A 21,927-nucleotide genomic window follows, 5' to 3' on the forward strand; every position below is an offset into this window, starting at 1 on the left:
CCAAGTTATGTAAATCAAAGTCATCCTGTTCTCAGTTACTAATCAAGACTCATTTTATTAGCGTGCGAAATGTTGGCGGCTGAATGCAACTTTCTCTGCAGTTGACTCCTCAGGATGATCGTTAAAATGATCCTCTATGGCTCTGTATCTTTTTAATCCCCCCTCTCTATTCGCAATTTGAATATTCAAGCCGGGACGAGCATTAAGTTCCAGCATTAAAGGTCCTTGATCTTTATCGAGGACAATGTCTACTCCAAGATATCCTAAACCTGTTAAATCATAGCAACTTGAGGCAATTTCAAGAATTTCATTCCAATAAGGAACTTCTATGCCTACAATTTGATTTAGGGTATCCGGATGATAATCAATAATATCATTATGAAAGACCCCCCCTAGTGTTTTCCCGGTCGCCAGGTCAACACCTACTCCTATTGCACCCTGGTGCAGATTTGCTTTACCGCCAGATAATCGAGTAGGAAGCCTGACCATGGCCATTGCCGGGTAGCCTAGCAAGGAGATAATGCGAATATCAGGAATGCCTTCGTAACTTACTTCTGCAAATATGGGATCAACCACAACTCGTTTTTCGATGATGGCATAATCCGATGAACCCCCAAGACTGTAGGCGCCAGATAATAAGCAGGACAGGTGATAACTTAGTTCTTGTAGGGTAGTTAATTTGCCATTAATTTGTCGATAACGTCCATATACTTTATCTTTAAAAACTAAAATGCCATCACCACCGGAGCCACGAGCGGGTTTAACTACAAAATCATTATAAGGGGCAAAACGCTCCTCAATGGTTTTAATTTGTTGTTCTGTTTCTATAATGTCATACAAAGGAGGTACTGCAATACCAGCCTTTAATGCCAGCTTTTTGGTTTTAAGTTTATCATCGACTAAAGGAAATAATTTTCTTGGGTTGTAACGGAGCACAAAATCTGTGTTGCGTTGATTGATACTCAAAACGCCATGATTTTTTAAGCGCCTAAAAAGACTAATCATGGAATATCTCTCGCCAGTGCTTTAAACCGCTTTAATTCAAATAATCGATATCCTCGATATTGTCCAAACCATAAAATAAGAGCCAGAAGAATCAAAAGAAGTTCAGGAAAGGCAAAAATAAGGTATTGCAGCGGTTCATAACTCATAGCCCAATAAGATATCACCGCAGCAAACAGACTTCCGATACCCGATTTTATGGCCTCTGCTGCACCACGCTCATCCCAGGTAATACACATTCGTTCTATAGTCATGGTTAGAATGACCATTGGGAACAGAGCTACAGACATTCCTGCATCAAGGGCGAGGTTTTGACTGACCACGCTAATAAAAATCATCAACAGAATAACAACAGTTAAAATGGCTGCCAGCCGTGGCACCAGCAGCAATTTCAATTGATCCAGATAAAAACGGGCTAACAAGCCAAACGATACAATAATCACAAACAGACAAATACCCCAAATCACGTGGGTTTCTCTAAATGCCAAAGCGATCAGCACCGGCATAAAGGTACCAAAGGTTTTAATCCCTATAAAATTACGCAAAATTAAGATGATGAATGCACCAATAGGTACCGTTAATAAAATTTTATAAGTTGCCTGGACATTAACCGGAAGTTGCAGGAGCGAAAAACGAAGCAGTTGGGAGTCGGATTCCAACCCACGGGACTTGGCAACACTTAAGGCATTGATTGGCGTGGGTGATACGGTCAACGAGAACTGGGATTTAGTCCCCCCTACCACATCAAATAAAGCCTCATTGCCATATTGCCAAATAAGAAACTCTTTAGGCAAACCGGCACCCCCTGTACGTGGGTTGATATAAATCCAGCTTTTACCATTAAAAACAGCTAAAAAAGATTTCAGATCGGCTTTACTTTTCTGGTTTAGATAAATGCCCTTGACTGGCATAGCAAAAATTTTAGCTTGATTAAGGATTAAAATAGTTGCCTTAATAAGGCCCTCATCAGTGAATTCATTTCCAACTAAAAGTTTAGCATTTCCATCTTTTTTGTTGAGTTCTTTAACCGTACTTTGAGCAAATGTCTGAATGTCAGCTGAAGATTGCCTTACCTGGTCAGTGATTGTTTCAACTGCGGATTTTTGACTTTCATCAAGGGTTTGCGATTTAACTACTGAAGGCTTGGGTAAAGTTGATTCATCGCTCTCTGTTTGGCGAAAAATTGCTCTGTAGTATAGAGATTGTGGTCCATGACTACGTCTGATTGACCAAACTGTTTCGCGATTATAACCGCTTAAATTTGTGGTAACACCATAGCTTCTGGATACAAAGTATTCATCAAGGATGGCAAAATGAGGTGGCAAGTAGGGAATAGTAAAGCTTGCTTTAATAGGTGTTTTGTTATCGGCAGTAAAGCGTAGGTTAGACTCCACCATCCAGCTGTTTATTGTTTCAGCATCCGTTAAAGGAACATCTAAAGCGAAATGCCTGTATACAAAAAGGCTTAAGCCTACAACAAGCAGGGTGATGATTAGGCCGTAAACATGGCGTTTGCTATTTCTCATTATTTCTTAGGGCTCGCAGATTTTACAGTAAAAGTAAGGGCTGGATCGACTGCTCCATTAAAATCAATAATGGCATCTCGTCCTAATAATAACGGATATAGGAAGCGTTTGCGGTTGGTTAAATTAACCTGAATCGCTCGGACCTTATCACCTAATTTGATATTAAGCAGTACAACAGGACGCTTCATTGGTTTTAATTTTAATAATCCCGGATTGGCTTCACTGGCACGCACTTTGATTTTGACTTTGCCTATATATTCGCTTTCAAAAACCTGATCCCCGTCTTTACCAGGGACGGTAAAGCGTAAATACGGTACGCCTTTGACCTCAATCTCAGTAATATTGGTAGCGTTTAAAGAAGCTGATTTGGCACCGGTATCTAATTTTGCTGACAAAGTCAGATTTTTATCAATTAAGGTTGCTTTCTCAACATAACCATAAATTTGGGATTCACTTTTCGCCATAAGGGTTCCAGTCAGTAGTGACATAAAAATAAAGAGAGCAATTATCGATCTCATTTAATCCTCTTACCTGAGTTATAGATTTTGGTGCAATATCGTAGCAGGTTTGGACCTTAAGTCACAGCTTGCGAGTGATTTTAGTGAAATAAATTTTTAGCGATTTATTATATTTTTCTTAGTGTACTGTGATAAAATTGAAGATTGCTCGATTAATTTGTATTCTTTTGACCCAGGATGAAAATTTTATTGACATCAAAGGCATTAATCCATACAATGGCGAGCAATCTTAGCTGATGGCCCGAAAGTGCACGCATGTCTCTCGAGAGTGATGATAATCAAGCTTTAAAGCCCATAGATTTAGTCCTCATTCTAGCAATTGCTGGCCGTATTGACGCGGAAATCCGTATTTTCTCAAAACAACTCGATACAAATCGCTCTGTCTATTACGGTTATGCTGTTTTGGATTCCCTAAGCTCATCCTCCAGCATGTTCAAATATTTTACTGATGTATTTCTTTCCAACACTTCTAATGATGAGATGCATGACCTGATGATGTCACCTGGTGGTATCATTGGAATCTCTTTAGAGACACTTTTTTTAGTTGGCTTTTCCGTTTTAGCTGCAAAATTTGATAAGGAAACCGAAGATAACTATAAAAAGTGGATAGCTACAGCCTGGCCTTATTTTCGCGATGTAATGAAAGGTTTAAAGAATGCCTATAAAGGATGGCGTAGTGCTGTAGTAGCCGCCAATTTGCTAGGCGGAATAAATATGAATTACCTCATTGCTCCCGTTGGGCTGGTTCTTGGCGTTTTTGCTGCAGCAAACCGTTTTTGGTTTCGCAGCATGTTCGAGTTGCGAAAGGTGATGATTGTTGCCAATGAACAACTAAGAAAGGAAGTAAAAAGATTATTGTCATTAACCCACGATGAAAGAAAATTTTATCTTCGTCAAATTAAGTATCAAACAGAAGAGATGCGCATTCAAGCTTTTTTTTCCGTAGGGATAGGTGGCTTTCTTGATGGTTTGTATCTTTATTTTGGGGTCTTGAGTCTGGCTGTATTATCCCCGCCGCTGCTTGTTTTTATGGTTGTCATGTGTTCTGTCTACACCGTGGCTTGTATTATTACCCGGGTCTATGAAGAGTATGATAACCAACTCAAGTTGGAGCTTACACAGACTAAATGTAAAATTGAGCTTATTGCCAAAGAAACAGAAACTGCTTATTCTAAATTGCTTTTATTGCAGAAAAAAGTTAATAAAAGTGGTGCTGATATCGTACGGCTTAAACTTTTAAAAGCTGAAATTCATGCTTTACTTACCAAATTTGATAAACAGCGTGTATTGTTGAGCAAGAAGTCAACCCACACTTATTTCTCTGCTACGTTACAAGGATTAAAACACGGGCTGTACGCTTATGGTGCTCTTGCCAGTGTTTTATTTTTGACAGGTTCTATATTAACCCTGAGCGGTGTGGTTTTCCCTCCCGCCTTGTTAATTATCTGTGCTTCTCTTGGTCTGGCCTTTATAATCGGTTTTATAATTCATTCTTTAGTAACTAATTACAAGCATTTACATAAAGAAGAATCTGAAATCAAACAACCGTATCATCAATTAACTGAATTGAGAGACAAATTAAAATTAAATATGGAAACTAATGAGCTTCTCGAAAAAAACTCTTTTCGAAAGGCACTAGATGATGGAATAGAGGTTGCTGCATCGCCCCAGTCCTCGATTCCACAAAGGGCTGAGGCAATGCGCTCTTTGGTTTCGGGTTTGGGTAAGGGACAAAAAATTCTTGGTTTTTTTGGAAATTGTTTGCAAATAGCCGATGAGCAAGGGCATTACCATGATAGTGAGTTGATGCAAGTGCTCTCTTTATTCAGCGCAGTCGTATGCGGCACTACTCTGGGACTCAGGTCTATAGCCCGTGATTTTGGCCGTCAGGATAAAAACTCCGATTCGGAGAAAGTTATACCGCAAACAGACACATCAGGAGATTGTTCAGCAGAAATGCAATTTTCAGCTTTGAATGCGGATAATGATGAGCAAGTGACACCGAAGTCACCCCAAGTTGATAAGTCTGATGTATTCGCACCGGATATTCAACAGGAGCTTGATACAATCATGGGGGATGAAAAGGATTTATCGCCCCTCAAAGCATCAAGGGAATCAATCCAGCAATTTAAACCCCGGAATGATTCCCCTCCCTGTATACATCCCAGCAGATCAATTCATAGTTTTTTTAACCCTGAAAAAGAACAATCTTTCCACCGCTCTAAAAGCGATATCTCATTAATCTCTAAAGAATTTATTGGCTATACAATTCAGGATTTAGGGTAGGATCATTATACATTTTAAATTGATGATATATTCTAAAAGTACGACTTTTAGCGTCTATTTCATCCAGTAGCTGCCTTAAACAATCGCTTAATTGTTCTAGTTGTTGCTGGATTACTTCTAATTTATAAGCACAGTTTTTTCTATGCTCTGCACTTACATCCATACGTTTTGTTTGCAAGGCCATGTGATAGGATTTGAGCGATAAAATAGAAAGTCTGTCGATTATCATTCCTGGCGATTCAGAGTTTACTGGACACTGCCCTGGTTTTTCTGGATGCAATGTATTGAAAAGCCATTCATCCATAGCTTCCATGCGATTATTCCGAAGTTGATTGCACGTATCTATCTCACGTTTGGCCTGATAAACAAATTCATAACCCATGTCATCGCGGCGGGCGCGATCTTCTGCATGCCATAATTGGAAATTAAACGCATGATTCTCTTCCGCCAATAGGTAAAATTCTTGATGTTGGTATTTAATTCCTAAAGATTTCCATTGGACGATGCACTGTTTATGAAGAACAGTAATTATTGAGGGATCGATTAGCTGCTGCATGGTGTATCCGATAGAGTAATAAGTTGTCTAGTTTAACTCAAGTTGGTCTGTGGGATCTATCCACACAATAGAATCAGATGATATTAAGAGTCGAAACAAGGAACAACAGATGGTGTTCACAGGTTACTAAAATACTGATTATAAATTTTTAAATAAGTGCCATCTGCTTCCATATCCAATAAAGATTTATTAATTTGCTGAATCAGCAGTGCATTACTTTTGAGTGCCATAATGCCATATCCCTCCCCCATAAGAATTTTTTGTCCCACCAGTTTAAATTGCTGTATTGCATTGTTTACCGATAGTGTCGCTAAGCTCGTGATTGATTTTAGCCATCCATGGCTGAAATCGACTCGCAAACGCGACAAGTATGCCTCCGGCGGCCCTGGCCGTCCTGTGTCCGCTTGTTTTTTCACCCCATTCGGGGTTCAAAAACAACGCTACCCCAATGACTGACGCCTTTTCGGATGCCTTATATTTTGCCTGCGGCAAAACATCCGGCTCTAAGGCTACCAGGGACTACCAGCCTCGCTCGTTCCTCGCTTCCTTGGCTGGCAGCGCATGTACCTGGCTACACTGGCATTAACATAAATAAGATTCACCTCTTGATTTGCCAAAGCAGAAATCAAATCAGTAATTTTTTCGTATTTTATAATGTCATTATCAGCTCCATAATGAGATTCGATGATGACGTCGTACAAAGTACCGCTTATGACTCCTATTTTTTGATTTTTAATCTCTGCCAGGGAATTGATGGAGCTTTCTTTTGTGGCGAGAAATTGGCCATTACTGGTTAAATAGGGGAGGCTGAATATAAAAGGTCCCGAAAGTTTGGCTGGAATAGGAACCGGAATAAAAGAAACATCAATGATACCTTGCAGCAGCGAATTAACATGTTGATCTATGGTAGTCGATACATAGTTACATTCGAGCTGCATACGTTGGCAAATGTTATCCATCAGATCAATGGTGAATCCGTAATAATGATTTCCATCACCAGCTACAGATGAAAAGGGAGGAGCAAACTGTAAAACACCGATCTTGAGGGCATTGCCGTATACGAAAATATGGCTAATAAACAGGATGATGAAAACTAATCCTTTCATACGTAAGGTCCTTTTCAAGTGTACTTAAACTTTAGGGGGGAAGCTCTTTTTTGTCAAATGAACGAAGAGATGTTCACCATTTTTTTGCCAGCCATCGGTCTAAGGCATTGGCAAATGCGGTTTTTTCTTTAATACTTAAGGCTGCAGGCCCTCCAACACGTTCGCCTGTCGAACGTAATTGTTCATTGATATCACGAAAATTCAACCGCTGCCTGATGTTATTTTCGGTGTAGAGCTCTCCCCGAGGATTAATTGCTAATCCTTGTTTTGCAACGACATCTGCTGCTAAGGGTATGTCTGCGGTAATTACTAAATCATGTGCTTCCAGGTGGCCAACAATATAATTGTCCGCTGAATCAAAGCCTTTTTCAACCCGCACGGCATGAATAAACGGAGAGTTTGGATAGGTCAGGGATGAATTAGCTACCAAGGTAAGATGGATTTTAGTGCGTATGGCTGCACGAAATAAAATCTCTTTAATCATCTTGGGACAAGCGTCAGCATCTACCCAGATATGCATTTCTTGACATCCTTAAACATGGTGTAGTATTGATGAAAACTGCAGATTATTTCTTGGTACGTCAACGTATGATACGGTTGCTCAACTTTATCACGTTCGATTTTAGACTATACATTTAAATTTGCAATAACTCCATTTAGAGGCTGCAAAAAAAGAAAGTCCCTGATGTTCAAATGCTTTGATTCGCGGTATATTGATTTTTAGATAAAAATACATCTTACAGCACCTTGAGATTGACCTACACCCACAGGTTTAACCTAAATCTGCAGTAATGATCCGCAGCAGATTCAACCTCCGAATTTAGGTTGAACCAGGTCTATCGATTTCTGGTTTAAAGGACGAGTCGTAATGAAGCAGTTAGTTGCCATCATAAAAGCACAAATTCACCAATTAAATAATTTGCAATTAAACGAATGGCTGTTAAACCACCTTAATGAAGATGCCAACCATCTAAACGAGCTTTTTACCAGGCAACTCCCTGCTCTCTCCAATCACGTTGTAAGAATCCCCTCTTTTACCAATCAGGTGTCACCTTATTTATCACTGTTATCCATTATTTTTGTATATGCGCCAGAAGCTTTGCGTGACGCGTTAGAGGATAGGTTTTTAGCTTTCCCTGAATTACTCTGTGCAGACAAATCAATAGATGATACTAAAATGAATCAGGAATTACAGAATCAGTTAATAACGTACCGTAGAGCTTGGCCAATAATTGTCGCTCTCCAGAAACAGGGAGGTAATGATTTAATTCAAATACTTAATAACACAGACGAACACGCATTAATGTCATTTGCTTCACTAACCAAAGGGAATGGCTTAGCTATTTTGGTTGACACTTTTTTAGCTAAAAACAGCAAAGATTTGGAACTGATTGATCGCAATAGCTTAATTCATTTTTTACGTCAACCTGATTTAACGAGCTGGCTCAACAACTTGCTTGAATCCCTTGTTTTTCAGGCCAGCAATACAATGGCTCTGAAGTTATTAAATGTTATTTTTACACCTTATGCTAATGAGCTTAAAAAGGCAGCTGAGATAAAAACATTGCTTGCGGATAATCCCTTTGCCATCCATTTAGAAACAATACAGGCAATAATATATTTTTATTACTCCAAATTAAAAAAAGATCCCATCTCAGTTGAAGGGGGTGCATACATTTCGCTGTTGTATGATCTTATCAAGCGTGAGGATTTAACCTCTCAAAGGGAAATGATGCTCAGTTTAGAACAAGACTGTTTATTTTTTATGATTGAGCAGTGTTTACAGAGGATGACTAGTTCGGACTTAACCTTACAGCAAATATGTCGGGAGTTATTATTCTTATTGTGCTCAGAACCGGTTAAAACCAATAAACAGTATCGTGGTTTGATTAAGACGCGTCTGGAGCAGCCTGACCGATGTTTATTTGATACTGTTGAGTTATTTGTATTAGCGAAAGAAATTCTGCTGGGGAACGATAGTGCTTCAGAAAACGCTTTTTGTAACTTATGGATTGAGCCGTTACTGACTTCTCCTCGTTTTATTGCCGCAAGTACAACCAAAGTTTTAAAACAACTAAGTGATAGATATCATGCACTCATTACGATACTTGGCAAAGAGGAATATCGTTGTTTAACTGGATCATTTAAAAAGTATCTTTGGCATGATAATGAAACTCGGACAGAGTTCCGTGGTGAACGTTTTGTGCCTGCTTTATGGATGCGACTTGAGAGAATATGCGAGCAGCAAAAAGCAACCGATGTGGAACTTGCCGAAAAAGCTTTAAGGGTTCTTTACCGTTATTACGCTCAGACACTTCCAAATTTAAGGACGGATTTATTACTTCGTATGATAGATTACGCCTATCGTCCAAAGATGGACGATAGGACGGAGCGAAATAAGCAACGAAATGTATTACTCTTTTGGTTTAAAAAATATGCTCCGCAACATCCATTGGCGCAAGCAGAATGGGCATCAAACATAGAAGCACCCTTATACTGCCCGAGAAGGAATAAAATTGGTTTTGTCAGTGAATCCAATGAAGCAATGGCTTTTATTAAGGATAAGTTGGTTTTATTAATTAACTCAGGATTGGTGAGTGTCAATGAGCCGCTATATGATGAACAAGGGTCCATCATTGGCTATTTAACAGAATCAGGTCAAATAAGAAGTACCAATTTAATTCAAAAAAATGCAAGTGCTCAACTACTTGCAAGGGTGCCTGAACATGATTTAGAACTTTCTCCCTCGGGATTGTCGTTGTTAATACAGAATGTGTTGAGTGAAGATACTCTGGATGAGCTTTATGGTAGTGAGCATGTTTTGGAAAACAGTTCGAAGCGTTACTGGTTAGAGCATCAAATTTCTACGGTGGTTCAAAACGCAAAGTTTTCGATCGCATCAAAAACGTTTAAGTCCCTGGTTAATTATCACAGCAATGAAACTCTATTTTCTTTGCTGGCGACGATAAAACATAAGACCAGTGCACGTTTTTTATTCCATGCTATTTTTGATGATGATCAAAAACGTGAAGTACTGTTTAGAGGGAACTTTGTATCAGATATTGACGTATTCTTGGTGCACTTTGATGCGATTGTTTGTTTGGCAGATTATATGGCTCGCTATCATGAAAAATCATGGTTTGCTGATGGATTAATGTGTTTTGCTTCATATGGAAACAAACATAAAGCAGACAGCTTGCTTAGTAACGCTTTGGCTCATATAAATAAAAAAGCAGCTCATGAGGAACAACGAAGTGATTTAGGAGATAAGGTATTAAAGAGCCTCATCGGATCAGAGGATTCTGCCAGGGTAATATTGCAGGAATTTCTTCATGATAGAGCCCAGACGCCGGTACAGCAGTTAAAAAGTCCTGAAATAAATAAAATAACCCAATACGTTTTCAAAGAGCACTTGATGGTTGCTCTTCAACTATTAAATAAAAATGCTGATTGGCAAAATAGTTCATTATATAAACTGGTTTTGCACATTTTAGAAACCCAACATGAGCAAATTTTTCCGTCTGATGAATTTGTTCACCCTGCCGAGATGTCCTGGAAAAAAAATGAACTAGATGACTTTGCTTGCTTTATTAGCCGGCACTTAAGTATGAAACGCTCTTTGGATAGTGATTTTTCTGTAGGGCATAGAGTGTTGAATGAGTTAATTTTTAGGGGCGCCAGTGCAGGACAGACTTCTTTATTTTATAGCCAAAAAACATTTAATAAAGCAATAGCTCAGTTGTCGTTTCCGCGTGTTTTTTTAGAGCAATTGGTTGACAAATTCTGGATTCCTGAAGGGGTTAAAGAGCAATTCGCTGATAAGGTGTTACGAATAAAAGCCTGGTTTGATGATCAGAGTCCATTACAAAAAGAACTGGGTAATCACCCTGTTTTGATGGATTGGCGACATTTAATAACTCAAACATGGAATGAAATTAATAAAAAGAAACTACCGGTTATTTGTGTGTATTTGCTAAATTATTCAGGCTCCAAGAAACCATTATCATGTTTAGTACGCGATTATATTGCTACGTTCCAAAAGACCAGTGAATATCTTTATCCCGTGGTGAAATTAGTACATCAATTTCCTCAGCGTGATGTTTCTGCAGTAATTTTTGATGTTTTAGAGGCGATGATTATAAAAAATCCTCTTCTCTTGGATGAGACTATTTTGCACCATATGGCGTTCTATTATGCTATAAAAAACGCGAATCGGGAAGCGAACTTTGCTAAGGCTGAGTTGGATTTATTGATCTATTTTGGCCAACGTAAACAATACGCCGTTGTCCAGAGAGGATGTGACGAGTTAGCAAAGAATTGTGAAGACCAAAAATTAAAAAAACAACTTTTAAAAGGCTCTCTTGAGGCTGAGATCGAAACGGACTTAAGTTCCAACCTTGGTCATTTTTATTTTAGTTTGGTCAAGGTATTTAAAAGGTTATGGCACTATGGAATTAATGCAAAAAAAAATTCATCAGGGATTGTATGCTTTTGCGATGATGTAGTGCCACGTCCTATAATAAAACGTGCACCAGAAGAAGTTAAAACACCTGTTTTAAGCGGAAAAGTGAGCTCTATGTATTTGGATTTTAACGAAAAACAGAAACAGCTCATCAGGCTTTTGGCAACAATTAAGCACAGTCCTGCCCCGGAATCATTAATTGCCAGACCGTCACAAATCAGTCAAAGTTTGTTTCATGGAAAAGGACATGAACAAGAAACAGTTGTTGCTCAAGAGCAAGCTGTGGTACATATATAATTTTGGAGGGAATGATGAGAGTTCCAGTTGCTTGTTGCTTTTTACTGATGTGTTCGTACGTATTGGCTGAATCTACTTTACCTGCAGGGTGTCGACCAGTTGCCGTACAAGGGGAATCAGTGACTTTGAAATCCAAAAAAAGTAAGTTGGTATTTATTCACAATCTCACTAATACTGACTTATGGATTACGCATCCTGTGGCTGAGCCTGGTGCCAGTGCCGGCTGGACCAGTAGATTGCAAGCGGGAAATTGGTCCGCACTGGCAGTGGAAACCCCTCCTTTTGTTTTAAGTTGCATTGAGTCAAGACCGGGACATGAACAGCAGGTACCTTGTGAGGGAGCTGTAGCTGTGTGTCAATGGTCAGGTGTGAAGATTCCAGGTAATAATGAGAAAGGTACTTTTTGGGCTGCGGAAGATAAGTCTTTAGATGCCTTAACAGCCGCTATTGGTGCTCGAGGATTTGTATTGCCAGTGGCGAAGTAGTAAATTTACTGATTTAAGCTCTGCAAATTAATATCCCATTGCCGTTGTTACGTGGATTATTCACGGGAAAAGTAAGGGATAAGAGAGCTAAATCATTAAAGGGTCATGCGCTTTGATATTTATCAGTCGACAGTCTCTTTCTTGCTACTGAACTGGATAAGTGGTAGAACAGACTAAAAGTTAGCTGCAGAAGCGTTAATTATGATAATAAAATATATAATGGTGGAAGGTGAGTAAAAAATCAAAAGATCCCTTTTATAAACGGGAAAGTGAAAAATACGCAGATCCTATTCCTAGCCGTGAATTCATAATGGAAGTTCTTAATGAGTACGGTAGGCCTATGTCGCGCAATCAATTATTCGATAAATTGAATTTGGATGAGGAAAGCAGGCAAGAATCCTTAGGTTTTAGATTAAAAGCCATGTTGCGTGATGGTCAAATCATGCAAGACAGGCGTGGGCGCTTTTGTTTGCTGCAAAAAATAAATCTCCAGCGAGGCACAGTGCAAGGTCATCCTGATGGGTTTGGTTTTTTTATTCCCGATGAGGGTGGGGATGATATGGTGCTGTCTGCTAAAGAGATGCGGACAGTGATGCATGGTGATGTCGTGTTAGCTTATCAGGCTGGCGTAGATAGACGAGGCAGACCTGAAGGAAAAATTCATGAGGTTCTTGAGCATGCGAATGCAACAGTTGTTGGACGTTTCTTCACCGATCATGGAGTGAGCTTTGTACTACCTGATAGCAAACGCCTGACTCAGGATATTTCTATTCCACAAGAATTTGCTGGAAGTGCCAAAAATGGTCAAATTGTTTTGGTCGAGTTAATTGCTTATCCTAATAAACGCGCCCAGGCCATAGGTAAAATTATACACATCCTGGGTGAACACATGGCACCTGGGATGGAAATTCAAGTTGCAATTCATGCTCATGGACTCCCCTTTGAGTGGCCCGATGATGTAAGCGCTGAAGTAGCAAGAATCCCGCAACAAATTAGTGAAAAAGAGTTCAAGGGACGGACCGATTTGCGGACTCTTCCTTTTGTTACCATTGATGGTGAAGACGCCAAAGATTTTGATGATGCAGTTTATTGCTACAAGAAACCTAAGGGTGGCTTTCAATTATATGTTGCTATAGCTGATGTCAGTAACTATGTACCTAAGGACTCTGCTTTGGATAAAGAAGCGGCGCGACGTGGAAATTCAGTTTATTTTCCAGGTAAAGTCGTTCCTATGTTGCCTGAGGCTTTGTCCAATGGATTGTGTTCGCTAAACCCCCATGTGGATAGATTATGCATGGTCGCAGAAATGTCGATTGGTGCAGATGGAAAAATAGCGCGTTCCCGTTTCTATCGTGCCGTGATCCACTCCCATGCCCGCTTAACCTATACTCAAGTGGGTTTATGGCTTGAGCAAGACCGTGCTGACGAAAAACATCAACCTTTATGGCCTATGCTTCAATCGCTTAATGATCTGTATCACGTTTTGCTGGCAACGCGTAAGACTCGTGGTGCCATGGATTTTGAGACCACTGAAACACGTATAGAATTTGATGAAAATAAAAAAATTAAATGCATCGTACCCGTGATTCGGAATGATGCTCATAAAATAATTGAAGAATGCATGCTGGCCGCCAATGTGGCTACAGCACGTTTTTTAGAAAAAGCTGAAATTCCTACCTTATATCGGGTTCATGCAGCTCCGGAAGAAGATAAAATTACTGCCTTGAGGCAGTTTTTAGGTGAATTGGGATTGCAGTTAAGTGGAGGTAAAAAACCTGGTCCAAAAGATTTTCAACGGACTATGAGTCTGATTGGCGATCGACCTGAAAAACATCTTATTGAAACAGTGATGTTACGTTCTTTGAAACAGGCACAATATGTTGAGGCCAACGAAGGGCATTTTGGCCTGGCTTATTCTGCTTATACTCATTTTACTTCTCCGATCAGGCGTTTTCCCGATTTATTGATTCATAGAGCCATAGGTCATCTATTAGATCAACAACCAGTTGATAAATTTATCTATACCCACGAGGACATGAGCCGGTTAGGTAAACACTCCTCTATGACTGAACGCCGGGCTGATGAAGCAACGCGAGAAGTAGTGGCCTGGCTGAAGTGTGAATACATGCAGGATAAATTAGGACAGGTATTTAAAGGAAGGATTTCAGCGGTTACCAGTTTTGGTATCTTTGTAGAATTGGAAGATGTTTATGTGGAAGGTTTAGTTCACGTTACTTCATTAAAAAATGATTACTACAATTACGATTCGGTAAAACACCGATTAGTTGGTGCGCGAGGCGGCCATGTGTATGGCTTGGGCGATCCCATGACCGTATTAGTTGCTCGAGTTGATTTAGATGAACGTAAAATAGATTTTGAGCCTGCAGAGGAAGATGTTAGCAATGAGTGAGCAGCTAGTGTATGGGGTGCATGCAGTAGTTGCTTTAATTAGCAATCCCCGTCGGATTGTAAATAAGCTCTTTGTCAGTCAGGATAGATTGGATAAAAGACTACAAGATGTATTAGATAAAGCAGAACAGGCTCAGATCAGTATTGAGAAATTAAGTATGCAAAAAATGAACCAGCGTTTCGCCGATTTTGCCCATCAAGGGGTAGTTGCCAGTGCTGCTTCGTTGCCTGATTATGGTGAATCCGATCTGGTTGCCTTATTAGATTCCAGTAAAAAGCCTGGTTTGGTTCTTATTCTTGATGGAATAACCGATCCCCATAATTTAGGTGCGTGTATGCGTTCAGCAGATGCAACTGGTGTCGATTTTGTGATGATCCCCAAGGATAAAAGTGCCAGTATTACTCCGATAGTAAGCAAGGTAGCTTGCGGTGCTGCTGAATCAGTGCCCTTGGTCAGGGTAACTAATCTTGTTCGAGCGATGGGCATTTTAAAAAAACAAGGGGTTTGGATTTATGGTGCTGCCGGTGAGACAGATCATTCTCTTTACCAGGTAGACTGCTCAGGAACTATAGCCATAGCTATGGGAGCTGAAGGAGAAGGGTTGAGACGTTTAACCCGAGAGCACTGTGATGGCTTGTTTTCTTTACCGATGCTGGGCTCTGTGGAAAGCTTGAACGTATCTGTAGCCACTGGAGTCTCTTTGTATGAAGTGATTAGACAAAGAGGCGGCTCTGATGAGTGAATTAAAAATTAAAGCAGCCCAAGCGGCTATGGCCTATGTTGAAGATGATATGGTGATAGGTGTTGGCACAGGCTCCACGGTTAATTTTTTTATTAAGGAATTGGCTGCCATCAAACATCGTATTGATGCCTGTGTTGCAAGTTCTAAAGCAACCGAGGCCTTATTGCGTGCGGAAGGTATTCCTGTTATTGAGTTAAATTCAGTGAGCGAATTACCGATATATTTTGACGGTGCTGACGAAGTTAATGCGCTTGGTGAAATGATTAAAGGTGGTGGTGGCGCACTTACTCGTGAGAAAATTGTCGCGAACGCGGCAAAACAGTTTATTTGTATTGTTGATGCATCGAAGCTGGTAACCCAGTTAGGAGCATTCCCAGTGGCAGTAGAAGTTATTCCTATGGCCCGCAGTTTAGTGGCAAGACAACTAGTTAAATTAGGTGGCGATCCGGAATATAGAGAAGGCTTCGTCACCGATAATGGTAATATTATTCTGGATGTTTATAATTTGCCAATTAGGGCACCGCAAACCCTGGAACACAGTATTAAAGTAATTACGGGGGTGGTAGATAACGGATTATTTGCCCACCGCCTGGCAGATAAAATTCTTGTTGCTTCTGCCGAAGGTGTGCATCTTTTGAAATAAGGCTGTTTAAAACAATGGATATGCATAAGGTTTTTGTAAATCGCATTATAAATATGAGAAAGATTAAGCTGATTGGTCTGGATATGGACCATACCTTAATTCGTTATAACTCAGAAAATTTTGAATCCCTGGTTTATGAATTAATCAAAGAACGATTAGTGGAAATAAAAAAATATCCCGCAGTTCTAAAAAAATTAAACTTTAATTTTCATGATGCTATTCGTGGTTTAGTGATTGACTGCAATAATGGAAATATTTTAAAGCTCAGTAGATATGGGGCCATAAGACAAAGTTATCATGGGACAAAACTTATCAGTTTTAGTGATCAGCAGGAAATTTATCGAAGTATTTATGTTGATTTGGGCGATCCTAATTACATGCCCATAGACACATCATTTTCCATTGCATTCTGCGTTTTATATAGTCAGTTGGTTGATTTAAAAGATGAATTGCCTACTCATGAAATGCCTAATTACCAAAGCATAGCCAAAGACGTGCAATATTGCGTGGATAAAGTGCATTCTGATGGTAGTTTAAAAAAAATTATTAGCAAGGATCTAAAAAAATACGTCCTCAAAGAGCAGGCTGTAGTAGAAGGGTTGAAGCATTTTATTCGTCACGGTAAAAAGATCTTCATCCTGACCAATTCAGAGTATTCTTATACCAAACTTTTGCTCGAATACGCAATTACTCCTTTTCTAAATAAAGGAGAGACTTGGCGAGATTTGTTTGAATACGTGATTACTTTAGCTAATAAACCCCGATTTTTTTATGATAATCTGCGTTTTTTATCGGTAAATCCAGATACTGGGACCATGAGCAATGCTGGGGAAACGTTAGTTCCGGGAGTATATCAAAGTGGTAATGCGAAGCAATTTACTGAAAATCTGAATATCAGAGGAGATGAAATTCTTTACATCGGGGATCACATTTATGGTGATATTTTAAGATTGAAAAAAGATTGTAACTGGCGAACAGCATTAGTGGTTGATGAGCTGGGTGAAGAGATTGCATCGCAGCTAAAGGCACTGCCCATAGAGAAAAAAATTGTTGCGGCAATGGGTATTAAAAAAACACTTGAGCAAAAATATGTCGACCTCTGTACCCAGAGTATCGATGAAAGCTCAGCGCAATATGATAAAGAAATTCATGATGTACAGTTAAAAATTTCAACAGTAGATTTACAGATTTCCAAACTATTGAAAGAGCAAAGCGCTTTTTATAATCCTAAATGGGAAAGAGTATTTCGAGCTGGTGCTGAAGAAAGTTATTTTGCCTATCAGGTAGATCGGTTTGCATGTGTTTACATGGAAAAACTATCCGATCTTTTAGAACATTCCCCAATGACCTATTTTCGAGCGAACAGACGTTTATTGGCTCACGATATCGAAGTATAGTTTGGCGCTAGTATTTCAATACAGACATTATTTTATAGACATTTGCCCAAGCATGTTAAAATAATAAAAGCAAAAATTAATACCATCCTGACTCATCAAGAGAGATGTAAGAATTAAATTTATTTTATTTTTTTTCTTAAGTTTTTCTTAAGGTTTCCCCTTTATACTTTTGATGGAAAATATAAAGGGAGTTATGATGCGAGTATTAATTGTCGAGGACAATGCTTTTAATGCATTTTGTTTACGTCGTTTATTAGAATCAGTGGTTACATCGGTATCAGTGTCTATAGTCACAAATAGTCAGGCTGCACTTGTTCATATTAACGCTAGTCTGCCTGATATGGTCGTAGTTGATGGTGATTTGGGAGCAATAGATGAGCAGCATTGCAATGGACCTCAACTTGTAAATCTCGTATTGCAAAAAAATCCATATCTGCCAATTATCGCCTGGTCTGATTCAGAGTCCATGCGCGATGCTTTTAAGGTTGTTTTCAATCGATTTAATAAACCACTCAATGAATACAACACTTGGACGAAAGCAATCAATATAGAGCGTATATGTAAGTCCTGGGCTTATTATTTTGGCGAGTTTATGGCGGGGCAGAATCCTGCATTTGCCTACCACCAGTCTACGGCAGGCTATTACTGATTATTAAAATCTAATCGAACATTATCTCCCGGACCTATGTGTTTATGAATCGACAGTTTTTACTAACCCAACCTTGGTTGTCCTGCTTCTTAATGAGCCGCATCCCAATTCGCTCCTACGCCTATAGAAACAACCAGAGGTACAGATAACTTCACCGTTCGCTCCATCAGGTTACAAATAATAATTTTAGAGGATTCTACTGCTTCCTGATGGATTTCAAAAACCAACTCATCATGGACTTGCATGATCATGCTCACTTGGGGATTATCCTGAGAGCGTTGCCAATCAGCTATTGCCAGCATACTTTTTTTGATAATATCTGCTGCGGTACCCTGCATTGGTGCGTTAATCGCCATTCGTTCTGCAGCTTTCTGTCTCATGATGTTGCGGACATTAATTTCCGGTAAATAGAGCCGTCGTCCAAATAACGTTTCTACATAACCAGATTGATGAGCTTGTTTGCGAGTGCGCTCCATGTAGTCAAGTACTCCGGGATAACGGTGGAAATAAGTATCAATATAATATTGAGCGTCCTGACGCTCTACGCCAATTTGCTTGGCTAAACCAAAAGCTGACATGCCATATATCAATCCAAAATTTACTGCTTTAGCCCGTCTTCGTTGTTCATGGGTGATTTCATTAAGTGGTGTTTGAAAAATTTCACTGGCTGTTGCTGTATGAATATCCCAACTATTGGCAAAAGCTTTTAATAAATTTTCATCCTGTGATAAATGAGCCATAATACGCAGCTCAATTTGAGAATAGTCTGCTGCCAGGATTACGTGCTCCGGAGGAGCGATAAATGCCGTTCGAATTAGTCGGCCTTCTTCACTGCGGATAGGGATATTTTGTAAATTAGGTTCACTGGAAGATAGACGTCCCGTTGCAGCGATTGCCTGATTATAAGAAGTATGAACTCGATGCGTTTTGAGATTAATTTTTTTGGGTAAAGCATCAATATAGGTTGATACCAGTTTAGTTAAACTCCGGTATTCAAGAATAACGGCAGCAAGTCTGTAATCAAAAGCCAATTCGTGTAATACGGATTCCGCTGTAGAGGGTTGTCCCGTTGGTGTTTTTGCGATAACAGGCAGTTTTTGCACGTCAAACAAAATTTCTTGTAATTGTTTTGGCGAATTGGGATTAAACGGTTTACCAGCCAGCTGTATTGCCTCTTCTTCCAATTGATGGATGCGCTCTTTTAAACGCGTACCGTGTTTTTGCAAGGTGACTGGATCAATTAATACCCCAAGTCGCTCCATGTCAGCAAGAACAGTTACAAGCGGCATTTCAATATCGTTGAATACCTGCTGTAAAGACGCATCCATCATAGGAAATAATTGATGATGTAATTGCAAGATTATTTCTGCGTGTTCAGCAGCATAAAACCCTGCTTTATCAACAGGCACTTGGTCGAAACGTAATTGTTTTGCCCCTTTTCCTGCAATATCCTCTAAACTAAGGTTCTTATATCCTAAATATTTTAACACCAGGCTATCAATATCATGCCGACTGGCACTGCTATTTAAGACATATGACTCCAGCATGGTGTCGAATTTAATCCCTGCCAGAGTGATACCCAGATTTTTAAAAAGAGCATAATCGTATTTTATATTGTGCCCGATCTTTTCTATAGCCGGGTTTTCTAAAATAGGTTTTAAGGCTGTTAAAACCTCTTCACAATTAAGTTGGGGATCTCCATCCCTATGAAGTAAAGGGATGTACGCCGCATTTCCTTTTTCAATAGCTACAGAAATACCCACAAGCTCAGCTACCATGAAATCAAGACTGGTGGTTTCGGTCTCGATACAAAATGCACTACAGCACTCCAGCTTATTAAGCCATTGGTTTAATTGCTGGTTGTTAGTAATCAGATCATAGGATGCTTTGAGCTTATTGGTTTTCGTTGTGGGTGTTGATTGAAGTTCTTCGTGCCCCAAAAGATCCTTAAGCCAGTTTTTGAATTCCAGTTCACGAACTAATTCAATGAGTTGTTGCTTGTCTACTGGTTTGGGGGTTAATTCATGCAGATTTAAAGGAAGGTCTAAGTCCGTTTTAATAGTAACGAGCTTTTTCGATAAAGGTAACTGAGGGATACTGGCGCGAAGAGACTCGCCAATTTTACCGCCTATAGCATCAGCATGTTGCATTAAATTATCAAGAGATTGATATTCAGTCAGCCATTTAACCGCGGTTTTAGGCCCACATTTTGACACTCCTGGTATGTTATCTACGGTATCACCTATAAGGGTTAGATAATCAATGATTTGCTCTGGAGCTACACCGAATTTTTCTTTTACCCCAGCAATGTCCATACTGTAATTGCTCATGGTGTTAATAAGAGCGACATGTTCATTGACTAATTGGGCCATGTCCTTATCGCCCGTTGAGATAACAACACGCAGACCTTGCTCTGTTGCTTGTCGTGCCAAGGTTCCTATCACGTCATCTGCCTCAACTCCCTCGACAATCAGTATAGGTAAACCCATAGCTTGCAATAATTGAATCAAGGGCTGAAATTGAGAACTCAATTCTTGAGGCATGGAAGGTCTATGGGCTTTATATTCAGGATACCACTCATCTCTAAATGTTTTTCCCTTGGCATCAAAAACTACAGCCAGATCTTCGGGTTGATAATCTTTAATGAGCTTTTTAATCATATTGGCAACGCCATAAACCGCTCCAGTAGGTTGCCCTTTAGAATTTGTTAAAGGAGGGAGAGCATGGAACGCACGAAAAAAATAGGAGGAGCCATCAATTAAAATCAGAGGTGCTTTCACGATCATTTTACCTCTCGTTGCGTTATTTGTTTCTGCAGTAATGCAACTTGTTCAGTGAGCGTTTTAATATTTTTACGCATTAGAGGAATTCGATTAACTGATAGTTCATGCTTGATGGCTATATCTTTTGGTCTTGCCGGATTACCTAAATATACGGTTCCTTCTTTTAAAAGTTTGTTAGGCGGCACTCCAGTGCGTGCTCCTAATACAACGTTGTTTTCTATACGAACATGGTCACTGACTCCTACATTAGCCGCAAAAATAACGTTATTGCCGGTCTTTGTGCTTCCCGCTATACCTGTAAAACCACAAAGGATATTATGTTTTCCTAATTGAACTGAATGGGCTATTTGAACCAAATTATCAATTTTCGTTCCTTCACCAATAACCGTTGCCCCCATAGTTGCGCGATCTATGGCTGTATTAGCGCCCACTTCAACATTATCTTCAATAATCACCTGTCCCAGGTGAGGTACTTTGAGGTGATGCCCTTCTACAAAAGTATAACCAAAACCATCAGAACCAATTACCGTAGAGGCATGTATGATTACTCCGGATCCAATCAGACAATTATCATAAATGGTTACATGAGGATGAATTGTTACCTGTTCACCTATTTTAACATCATGGCCAATATGAATATGACTTTTTAATACGCTATAATTTCCAATGACACTTCCTGACTCAATAACAACATAGGGGCCTATGGACACATGCTCACCTAATTGGACGTCTTCGCCAATCACGGCGGTAGGGTGAATCCCGATGTTGATTTTTTTCGGAGGATGAAAATGATTAAGCAGTTTAATAAAAGCTTTAAAAGGGTGAACTACCTGAATCAGGTTTTTTTCAGAATGAGTTATTCTCGAGCTTACTAAAATAGCACTTGCTTCGGAAGCTTCGGCTAATTTTATGTTGTCTTCCCCTTCGGCAAAAACCAGAGAGCCTGGGATAATGTCATCAATAGGTGCTAATGAAGAAATTTTTATTGAGGCATCACCGACTACTGTTCCTTGAACCAGGTTTGCAATATCACATAGTGAAATATTCATTCATTGACCTTTTAAT

17 protein-coding genes are annotated in these 21,927 nt (G+C 39.6%); 8 read left to right on the forward strand and 9 right to left on the reverse strand.

Annotation, left to right across the window (positions count from 1 at the left end; genetic code table 11):
• Nucleotides 1-57: 57 nt before the first annotated feature.
• From HRS36_RS00950 to HRS36_RS00960, 3 genes are read right to left on the reverse strand one after another with little or no spacing between them, the layout of a single operon-like run.
• The gene (locus HRS36_RS00950; protein WP_173235686.1) at nt 58-1,005 is read right to left on the reverse strand and encodes an alpha-L-glutamate ligase-like protein; all 948 of its coding nucleotides are present in this window, start codon (nt 1,003-1,005) and stop codon (nt 58-60) included.
• Nucleotides 1,002-2,528, reverse strand: a complete 1,527-nt coding sequence (locus HRS36_RS00955) for an inactive transglutaminase family protein (protein ID WP_173235688.1) — start codon at nt 2,526-2,528, stop codon at nt 1,002-1,004. Before HRS36_RS00955 ends, HRS36_RS00950 begins: the two co-directional genes overlap by 4 nt.
• Nucleotides 2,528-2,992 carry an ATP-dependent zinc protease family protein gene (locus tag HRS36_RS00960; protein WP_226905534.1) on the reverse strand — a complete coding sequence of 155 codons (465 nt, stop codon included), beginning with the start codon at nt 2,990-2,992 and terminating at the stop codon, nt 2,528-2,530. The genes HRS36_RS00955 and HRS36_RS00960 overlap by 1 nt, the downstream gene beginning before the upstream one ends.
• Before the next feature lie 309 nt (nt 2,993-3,301).
• Between HRS36_RS00960 and HRS36_RS00965 the strand changes: the two genes are divergently transcribed.
• Complete coding sequence (locus HRS36_RS00965) at nt 3,302-5,332, forward strand: hypothetical protein (RefSeq protein ID WP_173235692.1); 2,031 nt, start codon at nt 3,302-3,304, stop codon at nt 5,330-5,332.
• Here the strand turns inward: HRS36_RS00965 and HRS36_RS00970 are convergent.
• The 4 genes from HRS36_RS00970 to HRS36_RS00985 all read right to left on the reverse strand — a co-directional run bounded on the left by HRS36_RS00970 (nt 5,301) and on the right by HRS36_RS00985 (nt 7,514).
• Nucleotides 5,301-5,888, reverse strand: a complete 588-nt coding sequence (locus tag HRS36_RS00970; RefSeq protein WP_173235694.1) for a DUF4254 domain-containing protein — start codon at nt 5,886-5,888, stop codon at nt 5,301-5,303. The genes HRS36_RS00965 and HRS36_RS00970 overlap by 32 nt on opposite strands.
• A gap of 116 nt (nt 5,889-6,004) precedes the next feature.
• The gene (locus HRS36_RS00975) at nt 6,005-6,256 is read right to left on the reverse strand and encodes a transporter substrate-binding domain-containing protein (protein WP_226905535.1); all 252 of its coding nucleotides are present in this window, start codon (nt 6,254-6,256) and stop codon (nt 6,005-6,007) included.
• 141 nt (nt 6,257-6,397) lie between these two features.
• Complete coding sequence (locus HRS36_RS00980) at nt 6,398-6,994, reverse strand: transporter substrate-binding domain-containing protein (protein ID WP_173235698.1); 597 nt, start codon at nt 6,992-6,994, stop codon at nt 6,398-6,400.
• A 73-nt stretch (nt 6,995-7,067) separates the two neighbouring features.
• Nucleotides 7,068-7,514: a YaiI/YqxD family protein gene (locus HRS36_RS00985; protein WP_173235700.1), complete on the reverse strand. Its 447-nt coding sequence runs from the start codon at nt 7,512-7,514 to the stop codon at nt 7,068-7,070.
• Nucleotides 7,515-7,862: 348 nt separating this feature from the next.
• On the opposite strand from HRS36_RS00985, the gene HRS36_RS00990 reads away from it, so the two are divergent.
• The 7 genes from HRS36_RS00990 (at nt 7,863) to HRS36_RS01020 (ending at nt 18,079) form a co-directional block, all read left to right on the forward strand.
• Nucleotides 7,863-11,753, forward strand: coding sequence for a hypothetical protein (locus HRS36_RS00990; protein ID WP_173235702.1), 3,891 nt, complete (start codon nt 7,863-7,865; stop codon nt 11,751-11,753).
• Nucleotides 11,754-11,767: 14 nt separating this feature from the next.
• Nucleotides 11,768-12,238: a hypothetical protein gene (locus HRS36_RS00995; RefSeq protein ID WP_173238399.1), complete on the forward strand. Its 471-nt coding sequence runs from the start codon at nt 11,768-11,770 to the stop codon at nt 12,236-12,238.
• Between the two features lie 229 nt (nt 12,239-12,467).
• Complete coding sequence (gene rnr, locus HRS36_RS01000; RefSeq protein ID WP_173235704.1) at nt 12,468-14,648, forward strand: ribonuclease R; 2,181 nt, start codon at nt 12,468-12,470, stop codon at nt 14,646-14,648.
• Nucleotides 14,641-15,390: a 23S rRNA (guanosine(2251)-2'-O)-methyltransferase RlmB gene (gene rlmB, locus HRS36_RS01005; protein WP_173238400.1), complete on the forward strand. Its 750-nt coding sequence runs from the start codon at nt 14,641-14,643 to the stop codon at nt 15,388-15,390. The genes rnr and rlmB overlap by 8 nt, the downstream gene beginning before the upstream one ends.
• Nucleotides 15,383-16,033, forward strand: coding sequence for a ribose-5-phosphate isomerase RpiA (rpiA, locus tag HRS36_RS01010; protein WP_173235706.1), 651 nt, complete (start codon nt 15,383-15,385; stop codon nt 16,031-16,033). Before rlmB ends, rpiA begins: the two co-directional genes overlap by 8 nt.
• 14 nt (nt 16,034-16,047) lie before the next feature.
• Complete coding sequence (locus HRS36_RS01015; RefSeq protein ID WP_173235708.1) at nt 16,048-17,430, forward strand: HAD-IG family 5'-nucleotidase; 1,383 nt, start codon at nt 16,048-16,050, stop codon at nt 17,428-17,430.
• Nucleotides 17,431-17,623: 193 nt separating this feature from the next.
• On the forward strand, nt 17,624-18,079 hold the full coding sequence (locus HRS36_RS01020; RefSeq protein WP_275940997.1) for a response regulator: 456 nt from the start codon (nt 17,624-17,626) through the stop codon (nt 18,077-18,079).
• Between the two features lie 89 nt (nt 18,080-18,168).
• Here HRS36_RS01020 and polA read toward each other — a convergent pair whose 3' ends face one another.
• Entirely contained in the window at nt 18,169-20,859 is a 2,691-nt protein-coding gene (polA, locus tag HRS36_RS01025) for a DNA polymerase I (RefSeq protein ID WP_173238402.1), read from the reverse strand.
• 2 nt (nt 20,860-20,861) lie between these two features.
• The gene (gene lpxD, locus HRS36_RS01030; RefSeq protein ID WP_173235710.1) at nt 20,862-21,911 is read right to left on the reverse strand and encodes a UDP-3-O-(3-hydroxymyristoyl)glucosamine N-acyltransferase; all 1,050 of its coding nucleotides are present in this window, start codon (nt 21,909-21,911) and stop codon (nt 20,862-20,864) included.
• Nucleotides 21,912-21,927: the final 16 nt, after the last annotated feature.

Source organism: Legionella antarctica (genome assembly GCF_011764505.1).
GTDB lineage: Bacteria > Pseudomonadota > Gammaproteobacteria > Legionellales > Legionellaceae > Legionella > Legionella antarctica.

Excerpts from the sequence above, each read along its gene's own strand:
- HRS36_RS00950 (WP_173235686.1), bottom strand. The coding sequence starts at position 1,005 with ATGATTAGTCTTTTTAGGCGCTTAAAAAATCATGGCGTTTTGAGTATC.
- HRS36_RS00955 (WP_173235688.1), bottom strand. The coding sequence starts at position 2,528 with ATGAGAAATAGCAAACGCCATGTTTACGGCCTAATCATCACCCTGCTT.
- HRS36_RS00960 (WP_226905534.1), bottom strand. The coding sequence starts at position 2,992 with ATGGCGAAAAGTGAATCCCAAATTTATGGTTATGTTGAGAAAGCAACC.
- HRS36_RS00965 (WP_173235692.1), top strand. The coding sequence starts at position 3,302 with ATGTCTCTCGAGAGTGATGATAATCAAGCTTTAAAGCCCATAGATTTA.
- HRS36_RS00970 (WP_173235694.1), bottom strand. The coding sequence starts at position 5,888 with ATGCAGCAGCTAATCGATCCCTCAATAATTACTGTTCTTCATAAACAG.
- HRS36_RS00980 (WP_173235698.1), bottom strand. The coding sequence starts at position 6,994 with ATGAAAGGATTAGTTTTCATCATCCTGTTTATTAGCCATATTTTCGTA.
- HRS36_RS00985 (WP_173235700.1), bottom strand. The coding sequence starts at position 7,514 with ATGCATATCTGGGTAGATGCTGACGCTTGTCCCAAGATGATTAAAGAG.
- HRS36_RS00990 (WP_173235702.1), top strand. The coding sequence starts at position 7,863 with ATGAAGCAGTTAGTTGCCATCATAAAAGCACAAATTCACCAATTAAAT.
- HRS36_RS00995 (WP_173238399.1), top strand. The coding sequence starts at position 11,768 with ATGAGAGTTCCAGTTGCTTGTTGCTTTTTACTGATGTGTTCGTACGTA.
- rlmB (WP_173238400.1), top strand. The coding sequence starts at position 14,641 with ATGAGTGAGCAGCTAGTGTATGGGGTGCATGCAGTAGTTGCTTTAATT.
- rpiA (WP_173235706.1), top strand. The coding sequence starts at position 15,383 with ATGAGTGAATTAAAAATTAAAGCAGCCCAAGCGGCTATGGCCTATGTT.
- HRS36_RS01015 (WP_173235708.1), top strand. The coding sequence starts at position 16,048 with ATGGATATGCATAAGGTTTTTGTAAATCGCATTATAAATATGAGAAAG.
- HRS36_RS01020 (WP_275940997.1), top strand. The coding sequence starts at position 17,624 with ATGATGCGAGTATTAATTGTCGAGGACAATGCTTTTAATGCATTTTGT.
- lpxD (WP_173235710.1), bottom strand. The coding sequence starts at position 21,911 with ATGAATATTTCACTATGTGATATTGCAAACCTGGTTCAAGGAACAGTA.